General features: G+C 58.7%; 13 protein-coding genes. 5 read left to right on the top strand and 8 right to left on the bottom strand.

Annotated elements, in window-relative coordinates; genetic code table 11:
- Positions 1-26 precede the first annotated feature (26 nt).
- Positions 27-2,336: an aerobic respiration two-component sensor histidine kinase ArcB gene (gene arcB, locus G5179_RS13370; RefSeq protein ID WP_421258528.1), complete on the bottom strand. Its 2,310-nt coding sequence runs from the start codon at positions 2,334-2,336 to the stop codon at positions 27-29.
- Between the two features lie 204 nt (positions 2,337-2,540).
- Between arcB and G5179_RS13365 the strand changes: the two genes are divergently transcribed.
- Positions 2,541-3,536: a DUF2860 family protein gene (locus G5179_RS13365; protein ID WP_216952915.1), complete on the top strand. Its 996-nt coding sequence runs from the start codon at positions 2,541-2,543 to the stop codon at positions 3,534-3,536.
- A gap of 67 nt (positions 3,537-3,603) precedes the next feature.
- Here the strand turns inward: G5179_RS13365 and G5179_RS13360 are convergent, their stop codons facing one another.
- The 4 genes from G5179_RS13360 to G5179_RS13345 all read right to left on the bottom strand — a co-directional run bounded on the left by G5179_RS13360 (position 3,604) and on the right by G5179_RS13345 (position 6,528).
- Positions 3,604-4,305 (bottom strand): DUF3334 family protein, encoded by a 702-nt coding sequence (locus G5179_RS13360; RefSeq protein WP_227341980.1) that lies wholly within the window; start codon positions 4,303-4,305, stop codon positions 3,604-3,606.
- A gap of 89 nt (positions 4,306-4,394) precedes the next feature.
- On the bottom strand, positions 4,395-4,841 hold the full coding sequence (locus G5179_RS13355) for an HIT domain-containing protein (RefSeq protein ID WP_227341979.1): 447 nt from the start codon (positions 4,839-4,841) through the stop codon (positions 4,395-4,397).
- A 74-nt stretch (positions 4,842-4,915) separates the two neighbouring features.
- Positions 4,916-5,557, bottom strand: coding sequence for a DUF2057 domain-containing protein (locus tag G5179_RS13350; RefSeq protein WP_421258527.1), 642 nt, complete (start codon positions 5,555-5,557; stop codon positions 4,916-4,918).
- Positions 5,558-5,628: 71 nt separating this feature from the next.
- Positions 5,629-6,528, bottom strand: coding sequence for a LysR family transcriptional regulator (locus G5179_RS13345; protein WP_421258546.1), 900 nt, complete (start codon positions 6,526-6,528; stop codon positions 5,629-5,631).
- Positions 6,529-6,625: 97 nt separating this feature from the next.
- Here G5179_RS13345 and G5179_RS13340 point away from each other — a divergent pair, with 97 nt between their 5' ends.
- Entirely contained in the window at positions 6,626-7,228 is a 603-nt protein-coding gene (locus tag G5179_RS13340) for a short chain dehydrogenase (RefSeq protein WP_064338734.1), read from the top strand.
- A gap of 128 nt (positions 7,229-7,356) precedes the next feature.
- Here G5179_RS13340 and G5179_RS13335 read toward each other — a convergent pair whose 3' ends face one another.
- The 3 genes from G5179_RS13335 to dapA form a co-directional block, all read right to left on the bottom strand.
- Complete coding sequence (locus G5179_RS13335; RefSeq protein WP_216952911.1) at positions 7,357-8,460, bottom strand: phosphoribosylaminoimidazolesuccinocarboxamide synthase; 1,104 nt, start codon at positions 8,458-8,460, stop codon at positions 7,357-7,359.
- A gap of 168 nt (positions 8,461-8,628) precedes the next feature.
- A complete protein-coding gene (bamC, locus tag G5179_RS13330) occupies positions 8,629-9,756 on the bottom strand; it encodes an outer membrane protein assembly factor BamC (RefSeq protein ID WP_005349235.1) in 1,128 nt (375 codons plus the stop codon).
- Positions 9,749-10,636: a 4-hydroxy-tetrahydrodipicolinate synthase gene (gene dapA, locus G5179_RS13325; RefSeq protein WP_227341977.1), complete on the bottom strand. Its 888-nt coding sequence runs from the start codon at positions 10,634-10,636 to the stop codon at positions 9,749-9,751. Before dapA ends, bamC begins: the two co-directional genes overlap by 8 nt.
- A 205-nt stretch (positions 10,637-10,841) precedes the next feature.
- On the opposite strand from dapA, the gene G5179_RS13320 reads away from it, so the two are divergent.
- From G5179_RS13320 to G5179_RS13310, 3 genes are all read left to right on the top strand, one after another.
- Positions 10,842-11,375 (top strand): glycine cleavage system protein R, encoded by a 534-nt coding sequence (locus tag G5179_RS13320; protein WP_005349229.1) that lies wholly within the window; start codon positions 10,842-10,844, stop codon positions 11,373-11,375.
- 24 nt (positions 11,376-11,399) lie between these two features.
- The gene (gene bcp, locus G5179_RS13315) at positions 11,400-11,864 is read left to right on the top strand and encodes a thioredoxin-dependent thiol peroxidase (protein WP_421244823.1); all 465 of its coding nucleotides are present in this window, start codon (positions 11,400-11,402) and stop codon (positions 11,862-11,864) included.
- A gap of 164 nt (positions 11,865-12,028) precedes the next feature.
- The gene (locus tag G5179_RS13310; RefSeq protein WP_019446223.1) at positions 12,029-12,529 is read left to right on the top strand and encodes a YfbU family protein; all 501 of its coding nucleotides are present in this window, start codon (positions 12,029-12,031) and stop codon (positions 12,527-12,529) included.
- Positions 12,530-12,546: the final 17 nt, after the last annotated feature.

Here is a 12,546-nt window from a genome sequence, read left to right as displayed (position 1 = left end):
CATCAGACTCAAGACAACCTCCAGCCTCAAGACAGCAACCAGCGCCGCAGCCGGGCGATATCGCCCGGATATTCCCGGCGCAGCGTCTCAATCCAGTCTTCCACGTTCTCCCACCAGGCGGGATGATCCGGGCTCTGGATCAGCTGAGCCGTCTGCTGCAAACGACGCAGGCCAATGGAGCCTGCCGCCCCTTTTATCTTGTGCGCCTCCTCCACCACCCCCGCCTGATCCCGGGCGATCATGTTGGAGTCGAGCACCGCCATGTAGTCCGGCATCATCTTCTCGAACAGCTCGACGCTGGAGAGCAGCACCGGCTTGCCCACCGTATCGGCGTAATCAGTGAGGAAGGGAATATCCAGCAGGGCATCCTGATTGCCCGCATCAGCTTGCTCGTCCGCTTCATCCTCGTCCAGACCGGCAAACAGATGGCCAATCACCTCCCGCACAGCCTTCGAGCCAAGCGGTTTGTTGATCACATCCCGCATCCCGCGCTCCAGATAGTACTGGCGATCGCCGGTAGAGTTGGCCGTTAGTGCCACCATGGGCGGCAGGCTGTCGCCATAACGCTCCAGCAGGGTTTTCGCCACATCGAAGCCGGTCATGTCCGGCAGCTGGATATCGAGCAGAATGAGGTCGAAATCATCCGGATTGGCCATCGCCAGCGCCTGGGTGCCATCCCGTGCCACCTGCACCTGATGACCCAACTTGCCCAGCAGGGCGCAGGCCACCGTCACGTTGAGCTCCACATCTTCCACCAGCAGGATATCGAGGGAGGGCATCTCCTCCTGCTCCTGCGGCACTGGCTCGGCGCAAGCTACCTCCAGCTCGGCGGTGAAGCAGGAGCCTTCGCCCGGCTCACTGTCCACATAGAGCAGGCCGCCCATCGCCTGCACCAGCTGACGGGAGACCGCGAGGCCAATACCGGTGCCGGTGGCGTGTTTCTTGCCCTGCACCTGATAGTACATGGCGAAGATCTTCTCCTGCTGGGCGCGCGGGATGCCGATGCCGGTATCCTCCACCTCGAAGTGCAGGGCCAGCTTGCCCGGCTCGTCGGCAGGATGAGAGAGGCAGCGCACGGTGACGCCCCCCTCGTCGGTAAACTTGACCGCATTGCCCACCAGATTCCACAACACCTGACGCAGACGGGTACCGTCGGCTATCACGAATTGCGGCATGTCGCCATCGCGATCGAAATGCAGATATAGCCCCTTCTGCTCCGCCTGAATGCGCGACAGGGTCTCCAGCTCGTCGAGGAAGGCAGGCAGATCGATGCGGGTCGGCGCAATTTCGAGGCGACGCCGATCGAGTTTGTCCAAATCGATGATGTCGTTGAAGATATTGCCAAGGGTCACCGCACTCAGGTGAATGGTCTTGAGCTGCTGGTGCTGCTTGGGATCGAGGGGGGTATCCATCAGCATCCGGCTTAAGCCCACGATGCCGTTGAGCGGGGTGCGCAGCTCGTGGCTGATGGTGGAGATAAAGGTAGTCTTGTCGCGGCTCGCCTTCTCCAGTTTGTCCTGATACTGCTTGCGCTCGGTGATGTCGCGCCCAAAGCCGAGCAGGCCCAGCCGCTTGCCGAAGCGATCGAAGAAGGGCACTTTGCGCAGCTCGAAGTAGGCCTTGCGGCCATCGGGATACTCCAGCCACTGTTCATAGGTGAGGGGCTCATTGCTGGCAAAGACCTGCTTGTCGGTCTCCACCACCTTGTTGGCAATCTCCTGCTTGTAGACATCGAAAGGTGTGAGGCCAATCAGCTCGCTCTCCGCCTTGCCGGTCAGCTCCTCCATGGCGCGGTTGCAACCGGAGAACTGCTCATCCTCATTGCGGTAGTAGACCAGATCCGGGGAACAGTCGATAAAAGAGCGCAGCAGAGCGGTACGCTCCCCCAGATGAAGCTGGGCTTTCTCCCGCTGGAACACCTCGTTCTCGAGATCCTCGATGGCCTGCAGACGCAGTGCCTCGGCCCGGTTGGTCTCGGCAATCTGGGCATTGAGGCGACTGATGTTCTCCTGCAACTGACTGTTGAGCTCCAGATCCCGCTCGCGCATATCCTGCAGCTTGCGCACCATCCGGCTCAATCGCTGACGGGAATCCTCCAGCTGATCCACCACGATGGAGAGAAAATAGACCGCCCAGGGGGTCACCAGCAGGCCAAAGAAGACCGAGCGCACGAAGTCGATCACATCAATATTGCCGCGCAGGAACAGGGTCACCCCCATCTGGATGGCGACAGCCAGCACTATGATGCCAGCCGCCAGAAACATGCTGAAGCGCACCAGTCCCAGCTTGGTCATCAGATCGACGTAATATTGTGCCCAGGATTTAATCTGCTTCATCTTGTTATTTTCTCCCCCATATCCGCGAACAGAATACCAGCACAGAGAATTGAACTCTTCTTATCTCGCACAATTAATTAACGATTCGCCTAGTGAAATGAGTGAGTTAGGATATTTGATGAAATTCTGTCAGTTGCCATTAAGGGTGGCCCCCTATAATCGCCCACCTGGTAATTTAAACGCGTTTAATTTAGGAGTTATCTGATGCGCAACACTACCCTGCTTGGTCTGGGCCTGCTGGTCGCAAATAGTGCATATGCGGATTTGGGAACCATTCCCAACGAATCGGGCTGGTCCGGTTTCCTGCTTGGCGGCGTCAACGTCATCAATTACGAATCCAACTTTTACAGCGGTGACGACGAAAATCGTCGACTGAGCGGACTGGGCAGTGCAGAGAGCAGCTCCGCCGTCGCCCCTCTGCTCAACGCAGATATCCGTTACACCTTTGCCGATACCCGCACCCAGGTCTTCCTCGGTAACCTGATCCAGGATGCCATCCGTTTCGACTTCACCCAGCAACTCGGTATCCGCCAGGAGATGAGCAACAAGGGCACAGTGGCCGGCTCCGTGGTCTTCAATGCCATGCCAACCGAGCAGTGGAGCGATCCCTTCGCCGTAAGCGTCGATCGCCAGTCGACCGATATCAAGTCAAAAGGGGTGCGCTTCGCCTGGGACAATATCTGGGGCAGCAACTTCTTCGGCAGCCTGACCACCCGCAACATCGAAGTCGATGAAGAGCGCAGTGGCAGCCAGTATGGTGCCGACACGGCGGCCAAGCTGGATCGCAACGGCAAGATCCACGCCCTCGACCTCTCCTACAAATGGCAGCTGGCAGCCGGTCAGGTGCTGGAGCCGGCTTTCATCCACCGTCAGGCTGACCTGGACGGCAGCGCCCAGAGCTACAAGAGCAACGGCCTCCAGTTGACCTACGGCAAGCGGGCATCCCAGTGGTCCTTCGTCAGCAACCTCTATCTGGGTCAGACCAAATATGATGAAGCCAACCCAATCCCTGACTTTGGTAACAAAAAAGCCGACTCCGACGAGTTTGCCCTGACCGGTACCTTCTTCTGGCACCGCCTGTTCGGTATTGCACCGCTCTCGGCAACCTTTACCGCTGGCTACGCCAAGTCCGATTCCGACATCAACTTCTACGATTCTGAATCGGTGATGTTCAACACCGGCCTGCTCTACAACTTCTAATAACGGTTGTGCGCACCGATACAACAAGGCCACCCGAAGGTGGCCTTGTTGCTATCCGGCATTTGCCTCAAATACCCAAAGAGTCGAGCAGATCATCGTGATCATTACTGGCTGGCGCAGCGGCTGCCGGGGCCGGCTTGGCGGCATCCTGCTTGGCTTGGGCGATCAGGGCGTCAGGATCCAGCTCCTCGTGCTCCATCCCCTCATTGTGAATGCGGATGAACTCGGTCTTGTCCATCGCCAGCTCCAGATAAAAGATGTTGTTACGGGCGGTGAAGAAAGTGACGCGGCGGGACTCCGGACTGTCAAGATTGGTATCGACGCTCAGCATCACCTGCTTGTTGAGGGCCAGCATCTTCGGCTGGTTCTGGGTAATGTGAGTCTGCAAATCCCGGCCCACCTTGACGGTAAAGCTACCGACGATCTGGTTCATCAGTTCGCCCATCACGTTGCTCACCTCGTCAGAGGTATGGGAGATGGCGAGATCCTCCTTGGAGAGCCCCATGCTCAGCATGTAGCTCTCGTACAACTCCATGGCGGCAGCGGCGGAGAAGTTGATCACCACCAGACCGGAAAAACCGCCATCGAACAGCACGAAGCAGCCGATATCCGGCTTGAGGCAGGTCTTGCTGATCCGCTGCACCATGCCGGAAAACCGCACCTGACTCATGGTCGCGGCACTCAACACATCGGTCACCGAGTTGCACAGGCTGAGCAGTACATCCTCAGTCGTCAACACGACGTCATCATCGGCTCTTGTCACTATCATGGGACCTTCCTGAACATCGAGAATGGGCTTATCTATACCATAACTCTAACAGATGGCGCGGCCCGAAGACTGAAATAGCGACACGCCTCTCAGTTGACGCCGTTATCAGCAGCCGCAGGGGTAAAACCGCTCAGCTTGGCGAGCCGGGCACGCCATCTGTCGGCCTGCTGCGCCAGCACCTGTGGCTCATAAGGCACGATCGGATGAGCTCCCCAGATGGGGCCTGGCCAGGCAGCATCGGTGGCGAAACGTGCGACATGGTGAATGTGCAGCTGTGGCACCAGATTGCCCAGCGCCCCTATGTTGATCTTGTCCGGGCTGAGGGCCTGTTCCATCAGGGCGGCGACGGCGCAGGACTCCTGCATCAGCTGTTGCTGCTGCTCCGGCGCCAGATGGTGAATTTCCCGCAGGTTGGCTACTCGCGGTACCAGGATGAGCCAGGGATACTGGCTGTCTTTTGCCAGCAAGACACGGCAGAGGGGCAGATCCCCGAGCCACCGGGTATCTGCCTGCAGGCGTGAATGCAATTCAAACATGAAAACCTCGTTGAGTACGATGAACAGAGCGCCTGAAAAAAGGAGTGTCCACGTTACTGCAACGGGCAGAAAACTTAAAGCTGTGGCACGGCCCAACCGATAAAGCGCTTGCGCAGGGCTGGGTCTGCCTGGAGGAACAGCTGCTGCAACTGCCCTTCCAGCTCGCTGGCTGCCACAACGGGTTGAGCCCCACCAGCGGCCGTGGCCGTTGGCTGCGTAGCAACGGCGCCAGCCGCCAGCGCCGCCTTGCCGCCGCTGCGGTTGTATTCAGCCAGTTTGCCGTTCCAATCCACCCCAAGCAGCATGCCGCTGGTCACCAGTGCGTCCTGCTGGATGGCAAGCGCGCGGCCATTCTCCTGCAACGTCACCACAGGAGCCTTGGCATAGGCCTGCATCCCCCGCTCGTCTCCCGGTACGCTGGCCGTCAGCTGCAAATGCTGATTGCTGCCCTGATAGCGCACCACCTGCGGCTCGGAGCGTACCTGCCGATCATTCTCGCTGCTGCTGCGGCTGGGGATCACCCCCTCGAAGCGCACCAGCAGTTGCTGCTCACCATCCGCCAGGGTGGCATGCTGCTCATCCAGCAAGGTGCCGTTGCTCACCGCGAGAATGCGGAAATTCTCCGGAACCTTCACGTCCACCATGGCCTGCACACTGCCAGCCCCCAACACTGCACAGAGCAGCACAAAACCGGTCAACCCTCTATTACTCTTCATTCCCGCTGATCTTCCTGATGCCGATGATGGGCGCAGGGTAGCAGCCGAAGATGACAGAAAAATAACGCCGCTCAGAGCAGGTAGTGGGGTCGCTCGGCAAACCACTGGGCAAGCACCTGCTTGAACAGCCGGATCTTGCGTGGCACCCGCCGCTGCTGGGCATGCAGCACATGAAGCTGATGCAGCCCGCTCTGCCACTCATCTAGCACGGTCACCAGCTCCCCTGCCGTCAGCAGCGATTCCACCAGCATCAGCGGGCACTTGGCATAGCCCATACCGGCACGCGCCAGTTGCAACACTGTGCTGTAATGGTTGGCCCGCACCTTGCCCTGCACCAGAATGTGGGCCTCTTCCCCTTCACGGATAAAGTGCCACTGCTCCCAGGCCGGATTGTGCCCCTGCAACAGGCAGCTGCGCCCGCTCAGCTCATAGGGAGTGGCTGGACGCCCCTCTCTCGCTACAAGTGCGGGGCTGGCCACCACTACATCCTTAAGTCGGCCAATAGGAAGTGCGACCAGATTGTCCGGCACCTCGTTCATGGCGCGCAGGGCGATGTCGTTCTCCCCCTGGCTCATGTCGACCATCTGGTTGGTGAAATTGAGCTCCACCTCCACCCCCGGGCAGAGCGCGGCAAAACTGGTCAGCAGCTCACTCACCATGCGATCGCCGGTACTGACCGGGCAGGTAAAACGCAGTCTTCCGCTATCCTCTTCGGTCAGCGCCTGAATATCCTGCTCCGCCTGCCGAACCAGCGCGAAGATCTCCCCCGCCTGCTGGTAGAGGGTCTTGCCCGCCTCGGTCAGACTGAGGCGGCGGGTGGTGCGCTGCAACAGTTGCGCATTGAGGGAGGACTCCAGCGCGCTGACGTGGCGGCTCAGCATCCCCTTGCTGACCCCCAGCGTATCGGCCGCAGCCGAGAAACTGCCGCGCAGCACCACCTCATAAAAGCTGGCCAGATGGGCGATATCCATCATTAGCTCCAATATGGAAACAATGGGTTTATTTTACGCGCTTTTTCACATTTTCTGTTGCGCTAGAATCGATACATTCCAACCAGGAGTGATGCAGATGAAAATTGTGATTGTGGGTGCCTCCGGCACCGTCGGTTCCGCAGTCAGTGAACTGCTTGCCAAAGATCATCAGGTGATCCGGGTCGGCCACAGTCGTGGCGATGCCACGGTCGACATGCGCGATCCCGCCTCCATCAAGGCGCTGTTCGCCAAGCTGGGCCAGTTTGATGCACTGGTTGTCGCCAGCGGCAGCGTGGCCTTCAACGGCCTGACCGAGATGACCGACGAACAGTGGCAGGTGGGACTGGAGAGCAAGCTGATGGGCCAGATCAACCTGACCCGCGCCGCCATTCCCTATCTGACTGACAAGGGCTCCATCACTTTGATCAGCGGTATTCTGAGCGAGGAGCCGATCAACTGGGGCGTGAGCGCCAGCACAGTCAACGGCGCTATCGATCACTTTGTGAAAGCGGCCGCCTGCGAGTTACCCCGCGGCCTGCGCATCAATGTGGTGAGCCCCACCGTGCTGGCGGAGTCGATGGACAAATACGCTGACTTCTTCCCGGGCTTCGTACCGGTACCCGCCGCCAAGGTAGCGCAGGCCTACAAGAAGTCGGTGCTGGGCATCCAGACCGGCCAGGTGTTCAGGGTCAACGGCTAATCGCCGCTCGCTTGCCGCCAGACCAGCAATAAAAATGGGCCCCATAGCGGGGCCCGTCTGTTTATCTGCCTCTCTCCTTCACCATCAGCAAACGTTTGTTTGTTGGCGACAAAAAAAGAGCGCAACCCTTAGTCGATCAGACCGTACTGATCGCGCAGCACCTCGATGATCTCCTGCTTGGGATTGGCAGAACGCGCCAGCTTGTGGCCGATAATCTTCTCGGCGATCCCGACGTAGGTGTTGGAGATATCCATCATCACTTCGGTCGGCAGCTTGTTGTCGCGGGCCAGGGCAAAACGTTCCGGCATGCGGTTCTTGTTGAGCAGGATGTCCGGATCCGGGAAGTGGTTGAGCAGCCACTGACGGAAACCCTCTTTAGACTTCTCGACGATCTGGCCGTCGCGCAGGGCGGCGCCATCCCAGATACGGGAGCTGTCGGGGGTGCCCACTTCGTCCATGTAGATCAGCTTCTCGTTGCCTGCCGCATCGTGGACATAACCAAACTCGAACTTGGTATCGACGAAGATCTGATCCAGCCCGACCAGCGCGTCGCTGATGACGTTGAAGCCCTCTTTGAGCAGCACTTCGTAGCGGTCGATGTCGGCCGGCTTGCTGAAGTTGAAGCCCTTATAATGGCGCTCGATATCGGCACGGGAGACGTTGACGTCATCGGCTTCCGGCACGCCATCCAGCCCTTTCAGCACGCCCTTGGTGGACGGAGTGATGAGGATCTCCGGCAGCTTCTGATCCTTTTTCAGCCCTTCCGGCAAGGTGATGCCGCAGAACTCGCGCTCGCCATCCTTGTAGGCACGCCACATGGAGCCGGTGATGTACTGGCGGGCAATCGCCTCGATCATCACCGGACGGGCTTTTTGCACGATCCAGACGAAAGGGTGCGGAATATCCAGAATGTGGCTGTCGGCCAGTCCCTTCTCCTTGAACAGCTTGAACCAGTGGCTGGAGATGGCGTTGAGCGCCGCCCCTTTGCCCGGTACGCCGTTCAGGCCATCCTCACCTTGCCAAATGCAATCGAAGGCCGAGATGCGATCGCTGATCACCATGAGGGCGAGGGGCGCATCGGCCGGCACATCATAGCCTTTCTCTTTTATGAGCCGGGCACTGTCTTCGGGGGTCAACCAGTAGACGCTGCGCACTTTGCCGGAATGGACAGGTTTATCGGTACGGATCGGCAAATCGTCATTCACCGCCAATACTTGATCTGCAAGACTCATGGCTAATAACACTTCCTGTTTGTGGGGGGGTAAACATCGCGAGTCCCTCACCTGCGCGCTCTGTTTGCAACGGGCTGGCAAGGGGGCTCGCATCATCGAAAACCGCTCGGAATCCCCGCGTTTTCAGGGGGATTTTGATAACAAAACAGGGGCACAAGGCCCCTGAATTTATTCTGCTTTTGCTGCTGCCTGATCGGCCAGCCCCTTGGCGAACGCCTCGGACAGGCTGATATACATCTGGGAAATAACCCCGGACGATACCGGCTTCTTGTCCTTGTCGAACAGGGTGATGGAGGTCTTGCCTCCCGCCATTTCGCCAAGCTGGAAGCGGTATTTCTCCTCCTCCAGTTTGAACGGCTCGCTCCCTTTCGCCTTCCAGAACTCGGCACCCGGCTCTTCGTACTCGACGTCGATCCAGCCCAGTGACTGCTGGGTATCCTTGATGGTGAAACCGTAAGCAGGCAGTACCTGGTTGAGGCGACGCCACACCTGATCAAAGGAGCCTTCGGCAATCCAGGCGCTCAGTTCGTTGTTGTCCAGACCCAGTTGCAGACCCATGCCATCGTTGGACTTGTGCTGCTCGCGGGCTTTCAGCTGGCTGTCGTAATAGAGAGAGAACTGGTTCAGCACTCGCGCGGCATAGCGCTGGGCATCGGCAGGGGTCAGCTTGTTGCTGGTCTCGCCGTCGATGGTCTCTTCGTGATCCAGTACCCGGACCGACATATTGACAGCGTGGCGCTGGGCATCGTTGCGCACGGTGAACTGGTAACGCTGACGGATTTTGAAGTCTTCGTCATCTTCACCCCAGCCATCGAGAGCGACCGTGTTGTCAAACCAGCCGGTCTGCAATACGCCATCCTGCTGATCCAGCTTCTCGGTGGTGACCTTGTATTTGGCCAGGAAGTTCATCAGGAACGACCAGGTATCGCGCTCCACGCTCTGGCTGGTGCTGAGGGCATAGAAAGCAACGGTCGGTTCGGTTGCGCTCTGCACCACCTGACTGCCCGGTACCACGGTCAGCAGCTGAGCGGGTGGGCGCACATCGACCTGGGCGCCGAGGGCACCTTCACGGCTGCTCTCAGGAAGCGGCGGAATATCGTACTGGCTGTTGAAGGTGGGGGCACTCAATCCTGCGGGGATCAAGAACGCGCGGCCCTCGAGGCGGGCATCTTCATAACCGAAGTCGCGGTTGGCCATTTTGCGATCCTGGGGGGTGCTGCAACCGGCCAAGACGGCCACAGTCGCAACGCTCAGCACCAGACGGGCTCTATTTCCCTTTCCATTAGATTTAAACACTCGCCATCAACTCCGCTGTGGTCAGTGCTCGCGCCATCAGCTGTTCGCCCTCGGGAGTGAGGTCAACCAGCGGCAGGCGCAAGGTGGCTGTTGCAATCAACCCCAGTTGGGCACAGGCCCATTTCACCGGGGTGGGGCTCGGTTCGCAGAACAGAGTCTTGTGCAACGGCATCAAGAGATTGTTGATGTCATGCGCCTGTCCGGCATCACCGGCCAGCGCAGCACGACACATGTCGGCCATCTGGGCCGCTGCAATGTTGGTGGTGACCGAAATCACGCCATCGCCACCTTGCAGCATAAAATCACAACCAGTGGCATCGTCGCCACTGTAGAGAGCAAACTCCGGCCCGCACAGCTCGCGCAGCCGCGGGGTGCGGCTCAAATCGCCGGTTGCCTCTTTCAAACCGATAATGCCGGGAACCTTGGCCAGACGGGCCACGGTCTCCGGTTTGAGATCGCAACAGGTGCGACCGGGCACATTATAAAGAATTTGGGGCAGACCACTAGCCTCGGCGATCGCACAATAGTGGCGATAGAGACCTTCCTGAGTGGGCTTGTTGTAGTAAGGAGTCACCGAGAGGCCCGCCACCACGCCGGTTTTGGCCAGTCGCTTGGTCAATTCAATGGCATGGGCAGTATTGTTGGAGCCGCAACCGGCGATGACGGGAATGCGTCCGGCGGCATACTCAACGGTCTTTTCAACGACGGCGATATGCTCCTGCTCGCTCAGGGTCACCGATTCCCCTGTGGTCCCAACCGCAACAATGGCGCAGGTCCCGGCGCTGACATGATAGTCGACCAGTTTGGCCAGACTGGCCCAATCGACTTCACCTGAAGCCAGCATGGGGGTAACGAGCGCAACAATACTACCGCGTAACATGGACTTTTCTCCCGATTTTCAGGGGCGTAATGGTAAAGCTGACCCCTTTGAAAAACAAGGGAGAGAGGGGGCAAGCCGTGATACCATCCGGAACAAAAAGTAATGGACGAAAGTCGGCAGCGTCCCTCAGGGAGTGGTCATCAGGGCCGGAGGGTTGGCTTGCCAGCGCGGCTTTCGCAACGAAATAACGGACGAGAGAAGATTTATGACTCACTACCTGGTCGTAACGGCCATCGGCACGGACAGGCCTGGCATCGTCAATGAAGTGACCCGCCACGTCAGTGGCTGTGGTTGCAACATTGTAGACAGCCGCCTTGGCATCTTCGGCAATGAATTTACCTTTATCATGCTGCTCTCGGGCGACTGGAACAGCATGATGCAACTCGAAATCAGCCTGCCCCTGCGTAGCCAGGAGTGGGATCTCATCACCATGATGAAACGCACCGAGCGCCACCAGTCCCTGCAGTATGACGTCCGCGCCAGCGCCGACCTGTTGATCCGCGACGAGCCCGGCATCGTAAGCCAGTGCACCCAGTTCTTCAGCGAACATGGCTGGAACATTCAGGCGATGCAATCCATGACCCTGGAGCAGCAGCCGTTCAACCTGCTGAAGATCAGTTTTCAGCTCAATCTGGCCAGAGAGGGTGAAGTGGAAGGTTCACAAACCGCCTTCGCCGAATTCTGTCGTCAACTGGGTGCCGAATCGTTCGAGTTTATCGTCAATCGCAAACACGCCTGAGGGCGTTTTACCCGAGGAGACCCCATGCAACCACTACAAGCTGGCAGCCCCGCCCCCGATTTCTCCCTGCCCGACCAGAATGGCAATCAGGTCAGCCTCGCTGGCCTGCGCGGCAGGAAGGTGCTGGTCTATTTCTACCCCAAGGCGATGACCCCCGGCTGCACCACCCAGGCCTGCAGCCTGCGCGATGTGAACGCCGAGTTGGCAGCCCTCAATGTGGTGGTGCTTGGCATCAGCCCGGATCCGGCCAAACGGCTGAAAAAGTTCGAAGAGCGGGACCAGCTCAACTTCACCCTGCTGGCTGATGAAGACCACGCCGTCGCCGATGCCTTTGGCGTCTGGGGCCCGAAGAAGTTCATGGGCAAAGAGTATGACGGCATTCACCGTCAGAGCTTCCTGATCGACGAAGAGGGCAAGATTGCCCACCACTTCGACAAGTTCAAAACCAGCGATCACCATCAGGTGGTACTGGATTTCCTCAAGGGATAATCCTCCCCTGCGTTATTGAAAGGCCTGCCATGCAGGCCTTTTTTTGTCTGGCCAGCCGCCCCTTGCCAGCGGATTTTTCTCACCAACTCCCCCGCCCAGATCAAAAAATTCATTTTATATATGGGTTAACGTGACCCCAGAATCATCTTCCAGCGAGATATCCCATGAACATGAGCAACACTGAGCGTTTGATCCTGAGCAACCAGTACGAAATTCTGGCGAAACTCAACCCGGAGAAAGCGGACGTCTACCAGCGCGCCAGCACCATCATCGAGCGCGGCTATTGCCTGCAGATCCTTGAGCTGGAGAAGAGCTTCGGCCATCTGGATCTGGCGACCTGCCAGGAGGTGATCGACACCCTGGAGCTGCACCACGCACTGGCCATCTCATGGGGCAATCTGGATGCAGCCGATCAGGGCGAGATCAACGCCAGTCGGCTGGAGTTCAACGGCTACAGCCGCAGCCAGGAGCGTGAGCTGGCTGACTACGTCTGCTTCCTGCTGGAGGTGGACAAGCGCTTCCCCGAGCTCAAGTGCCCGTGCGACGAGCTCTCCAGCGACATCGCCATGCGCGACAAGTACCAACGGATGCTGACTGTATGGCGTCAGTGTCCACGTCAGTACAAGCTCTCTATCCAGGAGATCCGCAAGGTGCTGGCGGCCTGATCCGCACACCAACCGCA

The organism is Aeromonas sp. 600886 (genome assembly GCF_049174935.1).
Taxonomy (GTDB): Bacteria; Pseudomonadota; Gammaproteobacteria; order Enterobacterales; family Aeromonadaceae; genus Aeromonas; species Aeromonas veronii_A.
This window is presented reverse-complemented; position numbering and strand designations above follow the sequence as displayed.

What these genes read in the sequence shown, in the direction of transcription:
- arcB (WP_421258528.1), bottom strand. Translation starts at nt 2,336, where the DNA reads ATGAAGCAGATTAAATCCTGGGCACAATATTACGTCGATCTGATGACC.
- G5179_RS13365 (WP_216952915.1), top strand. Translation starts at nt 2,541, where the DNA reads ATGCGCAACACTACCCTGCTTGGTCTGGGCCTGCTGGTCGCAAATAGT.
- G5179_RS13360 (WP_227341980.1), bottom strand. Translation starts at nt 4,305, where the DNA reads ATGATAGTGACAAGAGCCGATGATGACGTCGTGTTGACGACTGAGGAT.
- G5179_RS13355 (WP_227341979.1), bottom strand. Translation starts at nt 4,841, where the DNA reads ATGTTTGAATTGCATTCACGCCTGCAGGCAGATACCCGGTGGCTCGGG.
- G5179_RS13350 (WP_421258527.1), bottom strand. Translation starts at nt 5,557, where the DNA reads ATGAAGAGTAATAGAGGGTTGACCGGTTTTGTGCTGCTCTGTGCAGTG.
- G5179_RS13345 (WP_421258546.1), bottom strand. Translation starts at nt 6,528, where the DNA reads ATGGATATCGCCCATCTGGCCAGCTTTTATGAGGTGGTGCTGCGCGGC.
- G5179_RS13340 (WP_064338734.1), top strand. Translation starts at nt 6,626, where the DNA reads ATGAAAATTGTGATTGTGGGTGCCTCCGGCACCGTCGGTTCCGCAGTC.
- G5179_RS13335 (WP_216952911.1), bottom strand. Translation starts at nt 8,460, where the DNA reads ATGAGTCTTGCAGATCAAGTATTGGCGGTGAATGACGATTTGCCGATC.
- dapA (WP_227341977.1), bottom strand. Translation starts at nt 10,636, where the DNA reads ATGTTACGCGGTAGTATTGTTGCGCTCGTTACCCCCATGCTGGCTTCA.
- G5179_RS13320 (WP_005349229.1), top strand. Translation starts at nt 10,842, where the DNA reads ATGACTCACTACCTGGTCGTAACGGCCATCGGCACGGACAGGCCTGGC.
- bcp (WP_421244823.1), top strand. Translation starts at nt 11,400, where the DNA reads ATGCAACCACTACAAGCTGGCAGCCCCGCCCCCGATTTCTCCCTGCCC.
- G5179_RS13310 (WP_019446223.1), top strand. Translation starts at nt 12,029, where the DNA reads ATGAACATGAGCAACACTGAGCGTTTGATCCTGAGCAACCAGTACGAA.